At 69.2% G+C, this 20,388-nt stretch carries 8 protein-coding genes and 2 pseudogenes; 2 read left to right on the forward strand and 8 right to left on the reverse strand.

Going from position 1 to position 20,388, the window contains the following annotated elements:
* Positions 1-5: 5 nt before the first annotated feature.
* The 3 genes from AC5Y46_RS21485 to AC5Y46_RS21495 form a co-directional block, all read right to left on the reverse strand.
* Entirely contained in the window at positions 6-12,431 is a 12,426-nt protein-coding gene (locus tag AC5Y46_RS21485) for a type I polyketide synthase (protein WP_499992948.1), read from the reverse strand.
* 329 nt (positions 12,432-12,760) lie between these two features.
* A complete protein-coding gene (locus AC5Y46_RS21490; RefSeq protein ID WP_499945968.1) occupies positions 12,761-12,988 on the reverse strand; it encodes a hypothetical protein in 228 nt (75 codons plus the stop codon).
* Positions 12,989-13,282: 294 nt separating this feature from the next.
* Entirely contained in the window at positions 13,283-13,642 is a 360-nt protein-coding gene (locus tag AC5Y46_RS21495) for a hypothetical protein (protein WP_499945969.1), read from the reverse strand.
* A gap of 172 nt (positions 13,643-13,814) precedes the next feature.
* Between AC5Y46_RS21495 and rbpA the strand changes: the two genes are divergently transcribed.
* A complete protein-coding gene (rbpA, locus tag AC5Y46_RS21500) occupies positions 13,815-14,150 on the forward strand; it encodes an RNA polymerase-binding protein RbpA (RefSeq protein ID WP_083114870.1) in 336 nt (111 codons plus the stop codon).
* 182 nt (positions 14,151-14,332) lie between these two features.
* Here the strand turns inward: rbpA and AC5Y46_RS21505 are convergent.
* The 4 genes and pseudogenes from AC5Y46_RS21505 to AC5Y46_RS21520 all read right to left on the reverse strand — a co-directional run.
* Positions 14,333-15,151 (reverse strand): annotated as a pseudogene (locus AC5Y46_RS21505) (polyprenol monophosphomannose synthase); the annotation flags it as partial.
* Between the two features lie 133 nt (positions 15,152-15,284).
* Positions 15,285-16,908: pseudogene (lnt, locus tag AC5Y46_RS21510) on the reverse strand (apolipoprotein N-acyltransferase); the annotation flags it as partial.
* A gap of 142 nt (positions 16,909-17,050) precedes the next feature.
* A complete protein-coding gene (locus tag AC5Y46_RS21515) occupies positions 17,051-18,655 on the reverse strand; it encodes an amidohydrolase (RefSeq protein WP_499945970.1) in 1,605 nt (534 codons plus the stop codon).
* Positions 18,656-18,664: 9 nt separating this feature from the next.
* Positions 18,665-19,159 (reverse strand): FxsA family protein, encoded by a 495-nt coding sequence (locus tag AC5Y46_RS21520; protein ID WP_499945971.1) that lies wholly within the window; start codon positions 19,157-19,159, stop codon positions 18,665-18,667.
* 73 nt (positions 19,160-19,232) lie between these two features.
* Here AC5Y46_RS21520 and AC5Y46_RS21525 point away from each other — a divergent pair, with 73 nt between their 5' ends.
* Positions 19,233-19,925 carry a dienelactone hydrolase family protein gene (locus tag AC5Y46_RS21525; protein ID WP_499992955.1) on the forward strand — a complete coding sequence of 231 codons (693 nt, stop codon included), beginning with the start codon at positions 19,233-19,235 and terminating at the stop codon, positions 19,923-19,925.
* A 7-nt stretch (positions 19,926-19,932) separates the two neighbouring features.
* Here AC5Y46_RS21525 and AC5Y46_RS21530 read toward each other — a convergent pair whose 3' ends face one another.
* Entirely contained in the window at positions 19,933-20,313 is a 381-nt protein-coding gene (locus AC5Y46_RS21530; RefSeq protein ID WP_499945973.1) for a PPOX class F420-dependent oxidoreductase, read from the reverse strand.
* Positions 20,314-20,388: the final 75 nt, after the last annotated feature.

Here is a 20,388-nt window from a genome sequence, read left to right on the forward strand (position 1 = left end):
TGCCACTATTCGTCGTCGTCCATGAACGCCGCGCTGACCAGATCGTCGAGGTCCATGTCGGCGATGTCCTTCACGGCCGTCCCACCCGGCGCGTCCTGGGCGCCGTTGCGGTCGCCGTCCGTAGCGTTGGCCTCGTCGGCAAGGCTCAGCAACAGATCCAGCACGCCGGCCTGACGCAGTCGCCGTACCGGAATGGAGGCGACCACCCGCTGCAGCTCCTCTTCACCCGGCGCCGCGGGTTGAGCCTGCGGGCTGTCGCTGCCCAGCAACTCCTGGCGGAAGTAGCCGGCCAGCGCAGCCGAGTTCGGGTAGTCGAAGATCAGTGTCGGCGAAAGTGGCAGGCCGGTGGCGGCTTTGAGCCGGTTGCGCATCTCGACCGCGGTCAGCGAGTCGAAGCCCAGTTCCTGGAAGGCGCGGTCGGGATGGATGGATTCCGGTGTGCCGCTGCCCAGTACGGTGGCGATGTGCGAGCGCACCAGATCCAGCAGGATGGTGTGCTGCTCATCCTCGGGCAGGCCGTCCAGGCGTTGCAGCAGCGCGGATTTCGACTTGGCGGCGGCCAGTGAGTCGTCGACCTGCCGTCGCGCCGGAGCGTTGATCAGGTCGACGAACATCGGCGGCAACGTGCCGGCGTCGAACTTGGCGCGCAGCGCCACCAGGTCGATGTGGGCCGGCAGCAGGAACGGCTCGTCGAGGATCAGCGCGGTGTCGAGCAGTTCGAGTGCTTCGTCCGACGACATCGCCACGATGCCGTCGCGGGCGAAGCGGGCCAGATCGGCCTTGCCCAATTCGCCGGTCATGCTGCTGGTCTGGTCCCACAGCCCCCAGCCGAGGGAGATGGCCGGCAGCCCGTGCGCGTGCCGGTGGGCGGCCAGCGCGTCCAGGAACGAGTTGCCCGCCGCGTAGTTGGCCTGCCCGGAGGCGCCGGCCAGACCTGCGATCGACGAAAACATCACGAACGCGGACAGTTTCAGGTCGCGGGTCAACTCGTGCAGGTTCCAGGCAGCGTCGATCTTGGCCCGCAGCGCCGCATCGACGCGGTCCGGGGTCAGCGACGTCACCACCGCGTCGTCCAGGGTCCCCGCCGCATGGATCACCGCCGACAACGGATGCTGCGCCGGGATGGAGGCGATCACCTCGGCCAAGGCGTCCCGATCGGCGGCGTCACAGGCGATTACCCGAACGTCAGCGCCGGCCGCGGTCAGCTCTTCGGTCAGTTCGGCCGCCCCCGGTGCATCCGGCCCACGACGACTCACCAGCACCAGGTGGCGCGCCCGGTGGCGGGTCACCAGGTGCCGGGCCAGCGCGGAACCCGCCATGCCGGTGCCGCCGGTGATCAGGACCGTGCCGTCCGCCACCGCAGAACTGGTGCTCATCACCACCTTGCCGACGTGACGCGCCTGGCTCAGGTAGCGCAACGCGGCCGGTGCCCGTCGAACGTCGAACGTGGTGACCGGCAACGGATTCAGGACGCCGGCGGCGAACAGTTCGGACAGTTCGCTCAGCATCCGCTGGATGTGGTCGGGCCCGGCCTCGAACAGGTCGAAGGCGCGGTAGCGCACACCGGTGTGTTGCTCGGCCACCACAGCGGCATCGCGGATGTCGGTCTTACCCATTTCCAGGAAGATCCCGCCCGGGGTGACCAGTCGTAGCGAGGCGTCGACGAAATCGCCGGACAGTGAATCGAGCACGACATCCATTCCGGCTGCGCCTGCCCTGGCGGCTACCGCGCGGAACTTCTCCTCGAACTCCAGGCTGCGTGAATCGGCGATGTGATCGTCATCGAACCCCAAGGCCCGCAACGTGTCCCACTTGCCCTTGCTGGCGGTGGCGAAGACCTCCATACCCCAGTGCCGGGCCAGCTGCACCGCGGCCATGCCCACCCCGCCGGCGGCCGCATGCACCAGCAGCCGTTGCCCGGGCCGCACATCGGCGAGAACCTTCAGCGCGTAGTAGGCGGTCGCGAAGACCACGGGGGCGGTGGCCGCGGCGGTGTCGGACCACCCGGCCGGTATCTCGATCAGCAGCCGTTCGTCGGTGGTGGCCACGGTCCCGGTTCCGTCCGGGAACAGCCCGGTGACCCGAGTGCCCACCGCGAAACGGGTTGCCTGCGAACCGGTTTCGATCACCGTTCCGGCGGCCTCGACGCCCATGGCCGCGTGGGCGTCGGGGTAGAGTCCCAGCGCGATCATCACGTCGCGGAAGTTGGCGGCCATCGCCGTGGTGGCGATGCGGACCTGACGCGGCGGCAACGGGCCATCGAGGTCGGGGATCGGTTCGGCGCGCAGGTTCTCGAACGTGCCCGGGGTGCTCATGCCCAATCGCCAGGGGCCCTCGGCGGGCAGGGTCAACAGCCCGCGTGCGGCGCGGCTGCCGTGTACCCGTGCGATGTGGGTGGTTCCGTTGCGCAACAAGACCTGCGGCTCACCCACCGCCAGGACGGCCGCCGCTTCGTCGTCGCCGATGGATACGTCGGTGTCCACCAACACGATCCGGCCGGGATGCTCGGTCTGGGCTGACCGCACCAGGCCCCAGACCGCGGCTCCGGCCAGGTCGGTGACGTCCTCGCCGGGCGCCGCCACGGCGCCTCTGGTGACCACTACCAGCACCCCGGCGTCGTGTTCGGCGAGCCAGGACTGCACGGCACGCAGCGCGGCGTGCGTCGCCGCATACACCCCGGCGAGGGTGTCGCCGGCGACGGGCTGCGACTCGAACACTTGGTAGACCGGGGTGCCATCGGTCGTCGACGCCGGTGACGGCGACCAGACCACGTCGAACAGCCGGTCGGCGCCGGAACCGGACAGGGCGGCCTTGAGCTGTTGCTCGGTCACCGGGCGGGCCACCATCGAGGCCACCGACAACACCGGCAGACCCAGCGCGTCGGCCAGTTCCACCGACACCGACGACGGTCCGGTCGGCGTGATGCGGGCCCGCACCGCCGACGCGCCCGCCGCGTGCAGAGATACGCCCTGCCAGGCGAACGGGACCAGGACCCCGTCGGCACGGTCGATCACATCCCCGGTCGCGATCAGCGCGTGCAGGGCCGCATCCAGCACCACCGGATGCACCCCGAAGCCCGCCGAGGACAACCCGGCCGTGGCAGGCAGCGTCACTTCGGCGAACACGTCGTCACCGCGCCGCCACATCGCCGTCAGACCCTGGAACGCCGGACCGTAGCCATACCCACTTTCGGCCAGCCGCTCATAGGTTCCGGACACGTCCACCGGCTGGGCTCCCACCGGCGGCCACGCCGACAGATCCGTACCGGACTGCGCGGCACCGGCACTCACCGAACCCTCGGCGTGCAGCAGCCATCCCGATCCCTCGGCGCGGGAGAACACCGACACCTGCCGGGAACCGGTTTCGTCCGCGGCGTCGACCACGACTTGCACCGCCACCGAACCCGATTCGGGCACGATCAGCGGAGCGGCCAGGGTCAGTTCGTCGACCACCGAGCAGCCGACCTGGTCACCGGCGCGGATGGCCAGCTCCACGAAACCGGCACCCGGGAAGATCACCACGCCACCCACCGCGTGGTCGCGCAGCCAGCCGTGGGCGGCCGAGGAAAGCCGACCGGTCAGCACCACCCCGCCCGACGACGGCAATTCGACCACCGCGCCCAGCAACGCGTGCTCACCCGCGGTCAAGCCCAAGCCGGCCGCGTCCACCGTCGCGCCGTCATTGGACAGCCAAAATCTGCGTCGCTCAAAGGCATACGTGGGCAGTTCGACGAAATCGGCCTGCCCAAGCAACGCCTGCCAGTCCACCGGCACACCCGCGACGAATGCCTGGGCCATCGCAGTGGTCAGCGTCGTCAGTTCGGGCCGGTCCTTGCGCATCGTGCTGATCGTGGCGACCGCGGCATCGGGCAGCGACTCTTCGATGGCGGCCGTCAAACCACCGCTGGGACCGACCTCGAGGAAGCGGGTCGCGCCGGCCGACTGCGCGAAGCGGATGCTGTCGGAGAACCGAACCGCTTCCCGCGCATGACGTTTCCAGTAGGCGGCCGTGCCGAAGTCGTCTCCGGCGAGCGCGCCGGTCACGTTCGAGATGACCGGGATTGTCGGCGGCCCGAATGGAAGTCCGGCGGCGACCGCCCCGAACTCGTCGATCATCGGGTCCATCAGTGCCGAGTGGAACGCGTGTGACACCGCGAGCGGGTGGACCCGGCGACCGTCGGCACGGAATTGGTCGACCAGCGCGGCCACCTGGTCGGAGGCACCCGAAATGACCACCGAGGCAGGGCCGTTGACCGCGGCGATGCTGACCTCGGGACCCAGCAGCGGCCTGACCTCGTCCTCGGTGGCCTGCACCGCGGCCATGGCGCCGCCGGCATCGAGGCGCTGCATGAACCGGCCCCGCGCGGCAACCAGGACCGCGGCGTTCTCCAACGACAGCACACCGGCCACGTGTGCGGCCGACAGCTCGCCGACGGAATGCCCCATCACGAAATCGGCTCGCACACCCCAGGATTCCAGCAACCGGAACAGCGCGACCTCGACGGCGAACAACGCCGGCTGCGCGAACTCGGTGCTGTTGAGCAGGCTTTCCTCCGGACCCCACATCACCTCACGCAGTGGGCGCAGCAGGTGGCGGTCCAATTCGGTGACGACGGCGTTGAACGCCTCGGCGAACACCGGATAGGCCGCGTGCAACCGTATTCCCATGCCCAGCATCTGGGCGCCTTGACCCGGGAACACGAAGGCGGTCTTGCCGGGCTGAGCGACCCCTTGGATGCCTGCACCGGTCCCATCTTCGGAAGCCAACTCCGAGAGGCCGGCCAGCAGGGCGTCCCGGTCTTCACCGACGACGACCGCGCGGTGCTCGAAGGCGGACCGGCTGGCCAGGGACCAACCGACGTCGACGGCATCCAAAGCGGCGCGGGCACCGATGTATTCGGCCAACCGGGCCGCCTGCGTGCGCAGCGCCGCGGCGGACTTGGCCGACACGACCCAGGGCACCGCATGCCGCACCGGGCCGGGCTCCCGAGGCGGCGCCGCCGGCACCGACTCGATGATCACATGCGCGTTGGTGCCGCTGATCCCGAACGACGACACCCCCGCGCGCCGGGGCCCGCCCTCGGCCGGCCACCCCTGAGATTCGGTCAGCAGCGCAACAGAACCCGTCGTCCAGTCCACATGCGGGCTGGGCGTGTCGACGTGCAACGTCGCCGGCAACACCTCGTGCCGCATTGCCTGGACCATCTTGATCACACCGGCCACACCGGCACCGGCCTGGGTGTGACCCATGTTCGACTTGACCGACCCCAACCACAACGGTTGGGTGCGGCCCTGCCCGTAAGTGGCCAGCAGCGCCTGGGCCTCGATGGGATCGCCCAGCGTGGTGCCGGTGCCGTGCCCCTCGACCGCATCCACATCGGCCGCCGACAAACCCGCGTTGGCCAGCGCCGCCCGCACCACCCGCTGCTGCGAGGGACCGTTCGGCGCGGTCAAGCCGTTGGAGGCGCCGTCCTGGTTGATCGCCGAACCCCGCACCACCGCCAGCACCGGATGCCCCAGCCGCTGCGCGTCCGAAAGCCGCTCCACCACCAGCATTCCGCCGCCCTCGGAGAAGCCGGTGCCGTCGGCCGCGCCGGCGAAAGCCTTGCAGCGCCCGTCGGCCGACAGTCCGCGCATGCGGCTGAACTCCACGAAGATGTCCGGTGTGGCGTTGACGGTGACCCCACCAGCCAGCGCAAGATCGCACTCCCCCGACCGCAGCGACTGCACCGCCATGTGCAACGCCACCAACGACGACGAACACGCCGTATCCACCGAGACCGCCGGACCTTCCAGACCCAGCACATACGCCACCCGGCCCGACGCGACACTCGAGGACTGCCCGGTCAACCGGAAACCCTCCGCGGTCTGCGCCGCGCCGATCCCGTAACCCTGGGTGTACACGCCGGCGAACACACCGGTCGCGCTGCCGCGCAGTGCCGCGGCGTCGATTCCGCTGCGCTCCAACGCTTCCCAGGACAGTTCCAGGAACAGACGTTGCTGAGGATCCATCGCCAGCGCTTCACTGGGCGCGATCCCGAAGAACGCCGGGTCGAAGTCGGCGACACCGTCCAGGAAGCCGCCGGTGCGCGTGTAGCAGGTGCCGGCGACGTCGGGATCGGGGTTGTAGAGCCCGCCCAGGTCCCAGCCCCGATCGGTCGGGAAATCCGACAGCACATCGCGGCCCCGGATCACCATGTCCCAGAGGTCTTCCGGGGATTGCACCCCACCCGGGTAGCGGCACGACATGCCGACGATCGCGATCTGGTCGTCAGTGGTGTCGGTGCGCACCGCCGGGACGTGCTTGATCTCCTGCGGCACGCCGGCGAGTTCGGTGCGGATGTAGGAGGCCAGGCCGTTGGGGGTCGGATAGTCGAAGATGAGGGTCGGTGAAAGCGAAAGGCCGGTCGCGGTTTTGAGGCGGTTGCGCATCTCCACGGCGGTCAGCGAGTCGAAACCCAACTCCTGGAAAGCCTTGTCGGGGTCGACGGCCTCCGGGGTGACGTTACCGAGCACCGTAGCGATGTGGGAACGCACCAGGTCCAGCAACAGAGCATGCTGCTCGGGCTCTGACAGCGCATGCAAGCGTTGCGCGAGAGCGGATTTCGACTTGGCGGCGGCCAGTGAGTCGTCCACCTGACGGCGGGTCGGCGCGTTGACGAGATCGCGGAACATCGGCGGCACCGCGACCGCGTGGGCCCGCAACGCGGACAGGTCGATACGGGCAGGCACCAGGAACGGCTCGTCGACGATCAACGCGGTGTCGAACAGTTCCAGCGCCTCCTGCGACGACAACGCCAGGACCCCTTCGCGGCCCAGACGTGCCAGATCGGCGGCGTCCAGCCCGCCCGTCATGTCGCTGGCCTGATCCCACAGCCCCCAGCCCAGCGACATCGCCGGCAGCCGATGGGCGCGCCGGTGCGCGGCCAGTGCGTCCAGGAAGCAGTTCGCCGCCGAATAGTTGGCCTGCCCCGACGAGCCCACCAGTCCGGCCATCGACGAAAACAGCACGAACGCAGACACATCCAGGTCGCGCGTCAACTCGTGCAGGTTCCAGGCGCCGTCCACCTTGGCCCGCAACACCGGGTCAACCCGCTCCGGTGTCAGGGAGGTGAGCACCGCATCGTCGAGCACCCCGGCTGCGTGGATCACCGCCGACAGCGGCCGCTGCACCGGGATGTCGGCGATCACCTTCGCCAAGGTCGGCCGGTCGGCCGCGTCACACGCCAGCACCTGCACCTGGGCGCCCGCGGCCTCCAGCTCGGCGGTCAACGCCACGGCTCCCGGCGCGTCCGGGCCGCGTCGGCTGAGCAGCAGCAGATGCCGCACCCCGTGTCGTGCGACGACGTGACGCGCCAACGCCGAACCGACCATGCCGGTGCCACCGGTGATCAGCACCGTGCCCTGTGCCCATGCGTCGGGCAGCGTCAGGACGACCTTGCCGATGTGGCGCGCCTGGCTCAGGTATCGCAGCGCCGCCGGTGCCCGCCGGATGTCGAACGTCGTGACCGGCAACGGGCGCAGCACGCCGGTGTCGAAGAGTTCGGCGAGGTCCAGCATGTACTCGTGCATGCGAGGACGGCCGGGTTCGAACAGGTCGAAGGCCCGGTACCGCACGCCCGGGTACTCCTGGGCGACCGCGCCGGGGTCGCGGATGTCGGTCTTGCCCATTTCCAGGAAGATGCCACCGGGTGCGACCAAACGCAGTGAGGCGTCGACGAATTCGCCGGCCAGCGAGTCCAGCACGATGTCGAATCCCGCCCCACCGGTGACGGTGCGGAACTTCTCCTCGAACTCCAGGCTGCGCGAATCGGAGATGTGGTCCTCGTCGAATCCCATCGCGCGCAGCGTGTCCCACTTGCCCTTGCTGGCGGTGGCGAACACTTCCAGACCCAGGTGCCGGGCCAGCTGGGTGGCGGCCATGCCCACGCCACCCGCGGCGGCGTGGATCAGGACCCGTTGCCCTGGTTTGGCGGCCGCCAGGTCGATGAACGCGAACCACGCGGTGGTGAAGACGGCCGAGATCGCGGCGGCTTCGGCGTAGGTCCAGTCCGAAGGCATCGGCAGCAGCAATCGGACGTCGCCGGGCACCAGGGTGCCGCTGGTGTCGGGGAAGAAGCCATACACCGCGTCGCCGACCGCGAAATCGGTGACGCCGGGGCCGACTTCGACGACCACACCGGCACCTTCACCGCCCAGCAGCGCTTCGTGGGTGAACATGCCCAGGGTGATCATGATGTCGCGGAAGTTGGCCGCGATGGCCCGCAGCGCGACCCGGACATAACCCGGCTGCAACGGGGCGCCGGCGTTCGGCACCGGTTCCAGTTGCAGGTTCTCGAATGTGCCTGCGCTGCTGAGCCCCAGCCGCCACGGTCCCTCCCCGGCCGGCGGATCCAGGATGCCGTCGACGGCACGACTGGCGCGCACCCGCGGGGTGTAGGCCTGCCCCGCCCGCAGCAACACCTGCGGCTCCCCGACCGCGAGCGCGGCCGCTACCGTCGAATCATCAACGGGCGCATCGGAATCGACCAACACCAGCCGGCCCGGATTCTCGGTCTGCGCCGAGCGCACCAGACCCCAGACCGCCGCGCCCGGCAGATCGGTGACGTCGTCGCCCGGCAGCGCCACCGCGCCTCGGGTCGCGACCACCAAGACTCCCGATTCATGGTCGCTCAGCCAGGACTGCACGGCGGTCAGTGCGCTGCGGGTGCGCTCATATGTTTCGCTCACCGGATCGGTATGCAACGCAACGGATTCGAAGATCTGGTAGGACGGAATGTCGGCGCCGGCGGAGGTGGCCGGCGCCCAGGCCATCTCGAACAGCCGGTCGGGACCGGTCCCGGAGACCGCGGCCCGCAACCGCTGCTCGGAGATCGGGCGGGCCGCCATCGCCTGCACCGACAACACCGGCAGACCCAACCCGTCGGCCAGTTCCACCGAGACCGCCGACTGTCCGACCGGCGCGATCCGCGCTCGCACACTCGACGCCCCCGCGGCATGCAACGACACGCCCTGCCAGGAGAAGGGCAGCACCACGTCGCCCGCCGGGTTCGCCAGTACCGCCGCGTGCAGCGCGGCGTCCAGCAGGGCGGGGTGCACGCCGAATCCGGTGGCGCCGCCGGCCGCCTCCGGCAATGTCACCTCGGCGAACAATTCCTCGCCTCGGGACCACAATGCGGTCAGCCCGCGAAACGCCGGTCCGTACCCGTAGCCCTGCTGGGCCAGCCGCTCGTAGCCGTCGGACAGGTCGATCCCGACTGCACCCGCCGGAGGCCAGACCGACAGGTCCGCGTCGGGTTCGACGGTCGCGGCGCTCAAGGTTCCCTCGGCATGGCACACCCACGCGCCGTCGACGTCGGCGTGGGAGTAGATGGACACGCTGCGCTGCCCGGTCTCGTCGGCGGCCGCACCGACGACCACTTGCACCGCAACCGAATTGCCGCCGGGAATCACCAGCGGGGACCGCAACGTCAGCTCGTCGACCACCGAGCAACCGACTTCGTCGCCGGCGCGGATCGCCAACTCCACGAACCCGGTTCCGGGAAATACCACCATTCCCGACACCGCGTGGTCGGCCAGCCAGCCCTGCGCGGTCGGCGACAGCCGTCCGGTCAGCACTACCCCGCCCGAGGCCGGTAGCTCCACCACAGCGCGCATCAGCGGGTGTTCGCTGGCAGCCAATCCCAGACCCGACGCGTCGGCGTCGAAAGCTTCGCTGGACAGCCAAAAGCGCCGCCGGTCAAAGGCATACGTGGGCAACTCCACCAAACTCGCCCCGGCCAGCGCGCCGCGCCAGTCCACTGCGACGCCGGCAACACAGGCCGCGGCGGCTGAGGACAGGAATCGCCGCAGCCCGCCGTCCTCGCGTCCCAGGGTCGGCACCACGATCGGTTCGGCGTCGCCCGCCACACAGTCGGTGACGGTGTTCTCGATGCCGGTGATGAGGGCCGGGTGCGGGCTGGATTCGATGAACACCCGATACCCGTGCCCGCACGCGCTGCGCACGGCCTGGTCGAGCTGCACCGTCTGGCGGATGTTGCGATACCAGTAGTCGGCATCCAGATCGGCGGTGTCCAAACGGCTTCCGGTCACCGTCGAGAAGAATGCGGTACGCGACGACATCGGTGCTATCCCGGCCAGCACCTCGGCGAGTTCGCTGCGGATGGCTTCGACCTCGGCCGAGTGCGACGCGTAGTCGACGTCGATGCGGCGGACGCGCAATTCCCGGTCCGTGCACACCGCGATCAGTTCCTCGAGCGCGGTCACCTGCCCGGACACCACGACCGCCGACGGACCGTTGACGGCGGCGATGTCGATACGGGCACCGAACGGCGCCAACAACTCACGCGCCTGCTCGACACCGCACGCGATGGACACCATGCCACCGGGACCGGCCAAACCGGTCAGCAGCCGGCTGCGCAGCGTGACCACCTTGGCCGCGTCTCGCAGGGACAGTCCGCCCGCGACGAAAGCGGCGGCGATCTCACCCTGGGAGTGCCCGATGACCGCGTCGGGGCGCACCCCGAGCGACTTCCACAGTTCGGCCAAGGACACCATGACCGCGAACAGCACCGGCTGTACGACGTCGACGCGGTCCAAGCCGGGCGCACCGGGCGCGCCGCGCAGGACGTCGATCAACGACCAGTCCACGAACTCCGCGAACGCCGCCTCGCACGCCTCGATCTGACGGGCGAAAGCTGGTGCGGTGTCCAGCAATTCGACGCCCATGCCGACCCATTGGGAGCCCTGGCCGGGAAAGACGAAGACGGTCTTGCCGACCGGCTGAGCGACACCGCGGATGACCGTGGCGGCCGGGGCGTCGTCGGCCACCTCGGCCAACCCGGCCAGCAATGCCTGCCGGTCCGCGCCGACCACGACGGCGCGGTGCTCGAAAACCGACCGGCCCGCCAGGGACCAACCGACGTCGGCTACGTCCAAATCGTCTCGGGCACCCAGGTATTCGGCTAGTCGGGCCGCCTGCGACCGCAACGCGGTCTCCGACTTGGCCGACAGCACCCACGGCACCGCGGGCCGCGCCGGGCCGGGCTCGCGCGCCGGCGACTCCGGCACCGACTCGATAATCACATGGGCGTTGGTGCCGCTGATCCCGAACGACGACACTGCCGCGCGGCGAGCGCGGTCGCCGGCCGGCCATGCCTGCGACTCGGTCAGCAGCGCAACAGAACCCGCCGACCAGTCCACATGTGGGCTGGGTGCGTCGACGTGCAGCGTCGCGGGCAAGACCTGGTGCCGCATCGCCTGCACCATCTTGATCACGCCCGCGACTCCGGCGGCGGCCTGGGTGTGGCCCATGTTCGACTTGACCGACCCCAACCACAGCGGTTGCGTGCGCCCCTGTCCGTAGGTGGCCAGCAACGCCTGCGCCTCGATCGGATCGCCCAGCGTGGTACCCGTGCCGTGACCTTCCACCACGTCCACGTCAGTGGCCGACAATCCGGCGTTGGCCAGCGCAGCCCGCACCACCCGCTGCTGCGAGGGACCGTTCGGCGCGGTCAAGCCGTTGGAGGCGCCGTCCTGGTTCACCGCCGTGCCCCGCACCACGGCCAGCACCGGATGGCCGAGGCGCTGCGCGTCCGAAAGCCGCTCCACCACCACCATGGCGCCGCCCTCGGACCAGCCGACGCCGTCGGCGGCCTGCGCGTACGCCTTGCACCGTCCGTTCGGAGCCAGGCCACGATGCCGGCTGAACTCCACGAAGACCGTCGGGGTGGCGTTGACGGTGGCGCCGCCGGCCAGGGCCAGGTCGCACTCTCCCGTGCGCAGCGACTGCACCGCCATGTGCAACGCCACCAGCGACGACGAACACGCCGTGTCCACCGACACCGCCGGACCTTCCAGACCCAGCACGTAGGACACCCGGCCGGACGCGACACTGGACGTCATACCGGTGAGCCGGTAGCCCTCAATCTCTTCAGCAAACATGCCGTAGCCCTGGGCGATGATCCCGGCAAACACACCGGTGGCGCTGCCGCGCAGTCCGCCCGGGTCGATCCCGGCCCGCTCCAGTGCTTCCCAGGACAACTCCAGCAGCATCCGGTGCTGGGGATCCATGGCCAACGCCTCGCTGGGGGCGATCCCGAAGAACGCCGGATCGAAGTCGGCGACGCCGTCGACGAAGCCGCCGGTGTTGGCATAGGTCTTGTGCGCCGCGTCGGGATCGGGGTCGAACAGCGCGCCCACGTCCCAGCCGCGGTCGGTCGGGAATTCCGAGATCACGTCGCGGCCGTCGGCGACCATCTGCCACAAGGCTTCCGGGGAGTCGACGCCACCGGGGAACCGGCAGGACATGCCCACGATCGCGATCGGCTCGCTGGCCCGCTCCAGCAGCGCGCGGTTGGTGCGCTTCAGGCGCTCCACCTGCACCAGCGCTTTCCGCAACGCCTCGGTTGCGTGCTGGAGTTGATCAGCCATTACCAAACCCCTCGGTTAATTCGGTCGTCTCTGACCCCCGCTGCGGCGTTCGCCGAGCCTTCAGAGGTGCTGCATGAAGCGGCGGCTTCGTGCTGCGCTCCGACCAAGAATGTCGCTGGTGAGTATCGCCAACTCCGGCAGGATTTCAAAAACGTCAGATGCTCCCGGCTTCGGCGAAAAGCTGCTGGGCATCCCGGTGCCCGCGCAAGTTGGTGATCGATGGCCCTGCACTCCCTTGTACACCCGGGCCTTCAGTCATTGCGCGACTGTACCGCGCTTCGTGACGACGTCTCCGTTGTTCTCGCAGGGCGACGGCGTCAGGGCCGGGCTCAGGGCACCGAAGTCATGCTGCCGCTGACCGTGGAGGTACTGCCCTCGAGTTTGTACTTCAACGAGAACGTCTTGCCGCTCGGCTCGCTGAGCGTCACGGTGCCGGTTCCCGTCATCGGCTCGCGCGAACCGGTGGCCTGGTTGGCCTTCAACGTGCAGTCGAACGTCGCGCCCCGCCGAGCTTCGATGGTGGCCGGGCAGGTCGCGGCGACCGACCCGGAGTCCAAGCTCGGTCTCCCGTTCGATTTCAGCCCTTGTAGAGCTATGACGATCCGGTTTTCGATGCCAGCGCTATTGACGCCGGACGCCTGGCTGGTAGTCGTCGTCGACGACTTCGATCGTCTTTTCTGCTGTTTCCGCGAGGGGCCGCAACCCGTGACCAGCAGCACGATTACCAGGACAACCGATACGGCAACGATTGCTGTGCGCCTCATGGCATCCCCTCCCAGCTATCTGGGGATTAACACTAGCTTCATGGTCAACGCCAAACAAGGTATTCAGCAGCAAAGCGAACGGGCGGCTCAGACGCCGACGCGCCGCCACCCGTCGGCCGCCCGGGCGGCACGCAGCAGTTCGTCGCACAGCACCCGCAACTCCGCGGTTCCCGCGTTTTCGTCGACCGCGGTGGCCACATCTTCGGCAGCGCACCGGAGCTGGTAGACCCGATCCGAGAGGTCGGCCGCTTCGTCGGCGGACAGCACCACGGCGTCGGGCGAGAGGGTCGACTGAGCTCCGGCCTCGCCCCTGGCGACCATGGCCCGCTGCTCGTAAGCCCGCTGGCGGCACGACTGCCGGCAGTACTGGCGGCGACGTCCCATCCCGACGTCGGTCACCTCCCGACCACACCAGCGGCACGGTTGGGGACGAACACGACGGGTCACGGCTGCCGACTTTAGTCCGATCCTGTCCGCGATCCCGGTATCATCGAGTGTCGCGTCGCGCGTTTGCCGCGATCCCCGAGCCGGGAACTACGTAAGCAGTCTTAACGTTTGCTTAGAGAGATTCGCATGACGGGAGCATCGAGAGCTCACCGGACCCAAAGGAGCAGCACCAATGGCTGATCGTGTCCTGCGAGGCAGTCGCCTCGGAGCCGTGAGCTATGAGACCGACCGCAATCACGACCTGGCACCACGTCAGATTGCGCGCTATCGCACCGAGAACGGCGAAGAGTTCGAAGTTCCGTTCGCCGACGACGCGGAGATCCCTGGCACCTGGCTGTGCCGTAACGGTATGGAAGGCACCCTGATCGAGGGTGACCTGCCCGAGCCGAAGAAGGTCAAGCCGCCGCGTACGCACTGGGACATGCTGCTGGAGCGCCGTTCGGTCGAGGAGCTCGAAGAACTGCTCAAGGAGCGCCTGGAGCTGATTCGGTCGCGGCGGCGCGGTTAGGCGTTACGCGCGCGGACGCTCTGCCTGCTGCACGGCGTTGAGCGTGCATCCTTGGCGTTGATTGTGAAACGACGGCTTTCGGGGTGAAGCCAGGGCGGGAAAATCGGCGGGATCCCGCCCAGGTTTCACCCGCAACGCCCAGGTTTCACGCTCAAAATGCTGCACCCTAAACGCGGCAGCGGCTAGCGGCGCGGCGATCGAGACCTGGTCTGCGCGCGAGTCGACCGACTGCGATCGCGCCTACCTTCAACGCCCCATTGAGCGACTTTGACCAGCGCCTCGCGGATGTTGGAGCCGCTCATCTTCGATACGCCGATCTCTCGCTCGGTGAACGTGATCGGCACCTCGACGACCTCGAACCCGGCGTTGACGCTGCGCCAGGTCATCTCGATCTGGAAGCAGTAACCCTTGGAGTCGACGGTGTCCAGGTCGATCGTCTCGAGCACCTCGCGGCGATAGGCGCGGTAGCCGGCGGTGATGTCGTGCACCCCGACACCCAGCGCCAGCCGCGAGTAGGTGTTCGCGGTCCACGACAGGGCCCAGCGCCGCCACGGCCAGTTCCGCACGGTGCCGCCGTGGATGTAGCGCGAGCCGATGGCCAGGTCCGCTCCGGCGTCGACCGCCTCCAGCAGGCGGTACAGCTGTTCGGGCGCGTGACTGCCGTCGGCGTCCATCTCGACCAGCACCGTGTAGCCGCGGCTCAGACCCCAGGCGAAGCCTTCCAGATACGCCGCTCCCAGCCCGTTCTTGGCGGTGCGATGCAGCACGTGCGTGCAACCGGCGTCGGCGGCTGCCAGTTCGTCGGCGAATTGACCGGTGCCGTCCGGGCTGCTGTCGTCGACGACCAGGATATGAACGCCGGGGCAGGCGTCCTTGACCCGCCGATGGATCAGCGGCAGGTTCTCCCGCTCGTTGTAGGTGGGGATGATGACCAGGGTGCGCTGACTGGGACTGCTGCCCGACACCTCGGGAACAGGCTGGCCGGTGGTCATGTAGCTCCTTCATTTCGCCCGATAGAGGTGCGCCCGCTGTCTTCGTCGTCGGAGGATGGGGCGTCGTTCGCACTGTCAACGTCCGCCGCAGCATCCGAATCGTCGGTTTCAGCTGACGGCGTATCGGGATCTTTGGGTTCGTCCGTCGGCCCGGACCGTCGACGCGTCGGCCGCCGAAACCGATCCGAGAAATGACCATTGTGCCGTATCGCGACCAGAATCACTGCGCCAGCCGCTCCGACCAGCACCAACTGCACGATCGGAGCCCAACGGGTGGCCGGCGTCAACGTGGTTTTCAGGCGCACCGCGCTGTCCAGGTAAGCCGGGACGAAGAAGTCGGTGCGCATCAGCTCCGCACCATCCGGAGCGATCACCGCGCTGATCCCGGTGGTGCCGGCCACCAGGACGTAGCGGTCGTGCTCGACGGCCCGGACCTTCGCGAAGGCCAGCTGCTGCTCGCTCATCGTCTTGGTGAAGGTGGCGTTGTTGCTGGGGACGGTCAGCAACTGCGCGCCGTGCCGAACCGCATCGCGCGGCGCCCGGTCGAATACCACTTCCCAGCAGGTGGCGACGCCGACCGGAACTCCGCGCATGTGGACCACGCCGGAGCCGGGGACGGGAACGAAGTGGCCGGCCTGGTCGGCGTACCCGGACAGGTGCCGGAACAGCCAGGGCATGGGCAGGTACTCGCCGAACGGCTGCACGATCGCCTTGTCGTGCCGGTCGGCGGGTCCGGTGCCGGGATTCCACACGATCATCGTGTTGGTGTATGCCGGGTCCTGGTCCATCCTTTCCGGCGCATCCATGACGGTGCCGATCAGGATGGGTGCGCCGATGGCCTCGGCCGCCCGGGAAATGACCTGCGCGGCGTCGGGGTTGGCCAGCGGGTCGATGTCCGAGGAGTCTTCCGGCCAGATGACGAAATAGGGCTGCGGAACCGTCCCGGCATGCACGTCTTCGGCGAGCTGCAGCGTCTGGCTGACGTGGTTGTCCAGCACCGCGCGGCGTTGGGCATTGAACCCGAGTCCCAACCGCGGCACGTTGCCCTGGACGACGGCGACGTTGATGCTGGGTTCACTGCCCGACCCCGCCCCGGCGTGCCGTACCTGCGGCCACACCAACATCGCCGCCGTCAGCACCAGACAGATACTCACCGCGGGCAACACCACGGCCGGCGGCTCGGTCTTGGCGGGCGCGACCCCGGCGCGCAGCCAGCGCACGATCTCGGCTCCGAACGCAGTCAGGCTGGCGCCTACCAGCACGACCGCACTGGAGAGCAGCGCGACCCCGCCCAGTTGCACCAGCGGCAGCAGCGGGCCCTCGGCTTGACCGAACGCCACCGACCCCCAGGGGAACCCGCCGAACGGGACGACGGATTTCAGCCATTCCTGCGCACCCCACAACACCGCAAACCACACCGGCCAGCCAGGCAGTCGGCGGACCACGACGGCACACAGACCGAAGAGGCCGGGGAAGAGCGCGCAGGCCGTGGCCAGCACCAGCCAGGGCATCACCCCGACCAGCGTGCTGGTCCAGGGCAGCAATGGCACGTAGAACGCCAGACCGAACAGGAATCCGTAGCCGAATCCCCCGACGGGTGTGGTGGCGGGCCGGGTGAGCACCCAGGTCAGCAGCGCGATCGCGATGACGGCGGCCCACCACCAGTTCAACGGTGCGAAGCTCGCATACATCAGGCCGCCGGCGCTCAGGGCGGCGATCAGGCGCGCCGCCCGCGGTACCAATGCGGCGCGGACACGGCGCGTCATCGGCTTCCGAGTCGGGGTTGCCAATTCCTCGGGGTCCGCCGGCAACTCCTCGGGTTCGGCCGGCAACTCCTCGGGTTCGGCAACCGGCAAATCCTCGTCGGTTTGCTCCGGACCGTTCTCGGTTACCCGGTCCTCCGGCCGGTCAGCCATGGATGACCGCACCCCGGTGCACGGTTTGGCGGCAAGCCGGCAAATCGTCCGCCGCCTCGAGTCGGGGCAGTGCCGGCACCCGGGAGCGGGGATCGGTGGACCAGCGCTGGACGTCGTCGCGGGGTGCGCTGACGTCGAGCACACCGGCCTCCCACACCGCGTAGGAGGCGGGCGCCCCCGGAACCAACGTGCCGCTCACCCCGTCGCGGACACCGGCGGCCCGCCAGCCGCCGCGCGTCGCGGCCGCGAACGCCGCGCGTGCCGACACCCCGCTGCCCGGCGTTCGGTGATGGACCGCCGCCCGCACGCTTGCCCACGGCTCGAAGGCGGTGACGGGCGCGTCGGAACCGAGGGCGAGAGGCACGCCTTGGGATGCTAACAGCGCGAGCGGGTTCAGCTGAGAACCTCGTTGCGGGCCTAGGCGCTGCGCGTACATGCCGTCGTTGCCACCCCACAGCGCGTCGAAGTTGGGCTGGACGCTGGCGATGACGCCCCACGAGCCGAGTTTGGCGGCCTGCTCGGCGGTGACCATCTCCAGGTGCTCGAGTCGGTGCCCGCAGCGGGCGACCGTGGGCACCCCGAGGTCGGTCACCACTCGTTCGAGGGCATCCACGACCGCAGATACCGCGGCATCCCCGATCACGTGGAAACCGGCGGTGACGTCGGCGGTACTGCACGCCCGCAGGTGCGCCTCGATGGCGGCCGGGTCGAGGTGGCGGGTGCCGGTACATCCGGGCGCATCGGCGTACGCCTCGTGCAGCCAGGCGGTGCGCGAACCCAGCGCGCCGTCGACGAAAAGGTCTCCGGCCAGGCCACGGGCCCCGGTCTCCGATATCAGAGCGCGGGCCTGCGCCGCGGTGGTCACCGCTTCACCCCAGTAGCCGATCACTTCGACGCCGTGCTCGAGAGCGGCCAAACTCAGCCAGTCGTCGAGTCCGCCGATCTCCGGTCCCCCACATTCGTGGACCGCGACGATGCCCGCCGCGGCCAGCGCTCGGAGCGCCGCGGCGCGGGCCTCGGCGAGTTGACCGTCGGTGAGCAGTCCGCGTGCGACGGATCGGACCAGGTGATGCGCGTCGCCGGTCAGCGGCCGCTGTTCAGCGAACCCGGCGGATGCCGCCAGATCGGGCAGCTGTCGGCGCAGAGCCGACGACGCCAACGCCGAGTGCACGTCGACTCGGGCCAGGTAGGCCGGGCGGTCGCCGAGCACCCCGTCGAGCTCGGCGGTGCTCGGCGGGGTGTCCTCCGGCCAGGCTGACTCGTCCCAGCCGTGCCCCCACACCGGCCGGCCGGGGTGCGCGGCCGCGTAGTCGGCCACCAGCTGCAGGCAGTGCGCCTTCGAGTCAGCTGTGCGCAGGTCCAAACCGCTGATCGACAGGCCGGTGGCGCTCAGATGGATGTGGCTGTCGACGAATCCCGGTGCCACGAAGGCCCCATCGAGATCCTGCACCTCGGCGTCCGGGAATTGGCTGCGCCCAACGTCGTCGCGACCCAACCAGGCGACGACCTCGCCGCGCACCGCCATCGCGGTGGCGTCCGGATGCGTCGGGCTGTGTATCCGGCCGTTGACCAACAGCTTGGTCGGAACCTGCGTCACAGCGTCAAACTACGGGTGCCGGATGCTTCGCTCATAGACGCCCGGCGCGCCGGGCAACGTCGGGGCCTCGCCTTCGACGACGTCGATCACCTCGCCGTCGATGTAGTCGCCTTCGGGCCGATGGTCGGTGACCAGCGGGACCCGGCGTTCGAAAACGCGCCACGCGATCGCCGCCAATGCGGGCCGGGTCGCAGTGCGGATCGGTGGCGCCAGCAGCAACAAACCCAGCGCGGTGGTGGCCAGGCCGGGAATGACGAGCAGGCCGGTGGCCAGCGCGGTCAGTGCGCCGTCGGTCAGGGCGCTGCTCGGCTCTGAGGAACCGGACCGCAACTTCGTGAATCCGCGACTGAGCTGCAACCCGCCCAGCGGCACCCCCAGCGCCAGTCCGAGGACGAAGGCGGCCGTCAGCACCGCAATCGTCCAGCCGACACCGATCGCCGCCGACAGCCCGATGGTCACCATGAGCTCGACGACGGCGTAGCTGAGAAGCACCCGTCCTAACACGTCAGGACCAACGTCCGGGCATCGTCCGGGAGTTCCTCGCACGGTCGCGTCGCGGCTGCAGTTAGATGACGCTATGACGACGATTGAGCTCGACACCCCGGCCGGACCGATCGATGCGCTGCTGAGCGTCCCGGAGGGCGACGGCCCGTGGCCCGGTGTGGTGGTGGTCCACGACGCGATCGGCTATGCGCCCGACAACGAGTCGGTGTCGCAGCGCATCGCGCAAGCGGGCTTTCTGGCGCTGACGCCCAACCTGTACGCGCGCGGCGGCCGCGCCCGATGCATCACCCGGGTGATGCGCGAGGTGATGACTCAGCGGGGTCGATCGATCGACGACGTGCTGGCCGCGCGCGAGCATCTGCTCGCCCGCCCCGACTGTTCCGGGAAGGTCGGCATCGCGGGCTTCTGCATGGGCGGCCAGTTCGCACTGGTCTTGTCGCCCAAGGGTTTCGGCGCTTCGGCGCCGTTCTACGGCACTCCGCTGCCGCGCCGGCTCGACCAGACCCTGGAGGGCGCCTGCCCGGTCGTGGCCAGCTTCGGCAACCGCGATCCGCTGGGCGTTGGGGCGGCCGCGAAACTGCGCAAGGTGACGGAGGCCAAGAACATCACCGCCGACATCAAGTCTTATCCGGGCGCCGGGCACAGCTTCGCCAACCAGCTGCCCCGGCAACCGCTGCTGCGCATCGCCGGATTCGGCTACGACGAGGCCGCGACCGAAGACGCGTGGCGCCGAGTCTTCGCGTTCTTCGGCGAGCACCTCGGCTGAATTCCGGTCAGGCCACCTTCAGTTCGAGGCCGACGTTGTTCTCCATGCCGCCGCGCAGCTTGCTGACGAGGTTGAAGACCTTGCCGACGATGCCGTAGCGCTTACCGATCGCGTCGTAGACGGCGGCGGTGTGTGATTTGTCCAGGATGGCCGCGGTGCCCTCGACGGCTTCGCTCTTCGGGTTGCCGCGCATGTCGCAGATCGCCAGCGTGACCCGCGGGGTGTTGCGAATCCGCTTGACCTTCCAGGACTTCGCCTGGGTGATGACCAACAGACGGTCGCCTTGCGCCGCGGCCCAGATCGGCACCGGCTTGGGCCGGCCGTCCTTGGTGAACGTGGTGAGCAGGATGTACTGCGCGTTGGCCAGGTCGGCGAAGGTGGGTGTCACGCTGCCAACCTAGCCCGCCGCGCCCTTGCTGCGCGAGCAGCTAACCAGGGGGCTGCGCCCCGCCGTGGAGGATGA

The sequence above is a fragment of the Mycobacterium sp. NGS59 genome, from assembly GCF_059812345.1.